Source organism: Kitasatospora sp. NPDC057542 (assembly GCF_042801945.1).
Classification (GTDB): Bacteria; Actinomycetota; Actinomycetes; order Streptomycetales; family Streptomycetaceae; genus Kitasatospora.
Window position 1 is genome coordinate 1 of the sequence record NZ_JBHVFE010000781.1, and the last position, 2,000, is coordinate 2,000.

Below are 2,000 nucleotides of genomic sequence, written 5' to 3' on the forward strand. Positions count from 1 at the left end.
CGGCGGTCTGCGCCGTCGGGCCCGGTGTGCAGGCGGGGAGGGCGGCCGCCCTCCCCGCACCTCGCTCAGTCCTCGCGGCGGACGTCCACCAGCACCTTGCCCACCGTCTCCCGTGCGGCCATCGCCCGGTGCGCCGCGGCCACCCCGGACAGCGGCACGGTCCGGTCGATCCGCGCCACCAGCCGCCGCTCGGCGGCGAGCCGGAACAGGTGGTCGGCGATGCCCTCGAACAGCGCCCGGTCCGTCAGGACGTGCTTGAGCCAGAAGCCCTGCACCCCCGCCGAGCGCCCGGTCAGCTCGCCCATCGTGAAGCCGTCCTCCACTCCGCCCCGCGCCCCGACCGACACCAGCCGCCCGAAGGGGGCCAGTCCGGCCAGCCCGGCGCGCAGCACCCGGCCGCCGACCGAGTCGACGAACAGGTCCAGCCCGCCCGACTCCGCGAGCCGCCCGGCCAGGTCGGGGTCCTCGGGGTCGAGCACGGTGTCGGCGCCCAGCGAGCGCACGAACTCCCGCTTCTCCGGGGTGGAGGCGAGGCCGACCACCCGGCCCGCGCCCAGCGCCCTGGCCAGCTGCACCGCCAGGTGACCGACCCCGCCCGCGGCCGCGGTCACCGCGACGGCCTCGCCCGGCCGAAGCCGCCCCGCCAGGGTCAGCGCGCCGTAGGCCGTCGCGCCCTGCTCCAGCAGCGCGAGCGCCTGCTCGTCGTCCACGCCCTCCGGCACCTCCACCGTGTGCGCCGCCTCGGGGACGGCCACCGGGGCGTACCCGCCACCGGTGCGCAGCAGTGCGACGACCCTCCGGCCGTCCTCGCGGCGCCGCCCGACCACGTCGACGCCGAGCACCGCCGGCAGCGGGAAGCGGAGGTACTCGCCGGTGCGGCACTCCAGGTCGGCGTAGTTGAGCCCGGCCAGGGAGACATCGACCAGCACCCGGCCCGGGCCGGCCACCGGTTCCGGCACCGTCTCGATGCGGAGCTCCTCCGGCCCGCCGTAGCGGTGGATCACCACCGCGCGCATCCCGTTCCCGTCCCCTGCCACCTTGTCCACGGTCACCTCGTCCACGGTCACCTCGTCCACGTCCGCCTCGGGCGTCACGCCGGCGAACAGCGCGAGCAGCGCGGTCTCCAGGGTGCGGACGGCCTCCGGGCTCTCGCCGACCACGCAGTACATCACCGAGCCGTCGGCCGGCCCGAAGTCGCTGCTGTACAGCACGCCGGTGCCGGTCTGCGGATCGAAGGCCAGCCCGGCCGCGCCCACCGCCTCCACGGCCTGCGCGAAGGACGGCACCTTGAGGCCGCCGAGCTCCAGGATGTAGCGCGAGCCGCGGTGCTCCTCGCGCAGCAGCCGGCCGAAGAAGACGTCGTGCAGGTGGCTGGAGCCGGTGAGCCGGCCGTTGGTCTCGTGGAAGTAGATCTCGCCCTTGGGGGTGAGCACGGCGTCCGCGCTGACCGTGCCCCGGTAGCCGATCACCCGCAGCGCCTCGCACAACCGGGCGCCCTGCTCGACGAGTTCGGCCAGGACGCCCGCGTCCGGGGTGACCGGCGGGGTAATCTCCCCGACCACCACCGGCCGCATGACCATCTCGCCGCAGCCGGCGAGCACCACGGCCGCGTCGTCGATGACGAACTGGGCGTACAGCGGCGCACAGTCGGCGAAGTACCGCTCCACCACCACCCGCTGGCCGCGCCCGCCGGTCAGCCAGGTCCACCGCTCGGCCACGTACGCGGCCACCGCCGCCCGGTCCGGCAGCGGCACCACCCGCTCGGCGCCGACCGCCTCCACCCGCTCGTCCCGGGCGAGGATCTCGTTGCCGAAGCCGCCCGCCTGGTACTCGACCTTCACCATCACGCTGTGCCCCTGCGCCAGCAGGTGCTCGACGGCGGCCTCCACCTCCGCGGGCGAGCCGGCCACCCTCCCGGGCGGGATCGGCACCCCGGCGCCGGCGGCCAGCGCCCGGAACCCCGCCTTGCTGTTGACCAGGGCGTTGCCGCCCTGCGCGGC

The 2,000-nt window shown here is 76.1% G+C and carries 1 protein-coding gene; it reads right to left on the minus strand.

What is annotated here, in order from left to right; all coding sequences use genetic code 11:
- Positions 1 to 65 precede the first annotated feature (65 nt).
- Positions 66 to 2,000: zinc-binding dehydrogenase (locus tag ACFU7Y_RS43410; RefSeq protein WP_380771970.1), on the minus strand; the 1,935-nt coding region annotated here is incomplete at its 5' end.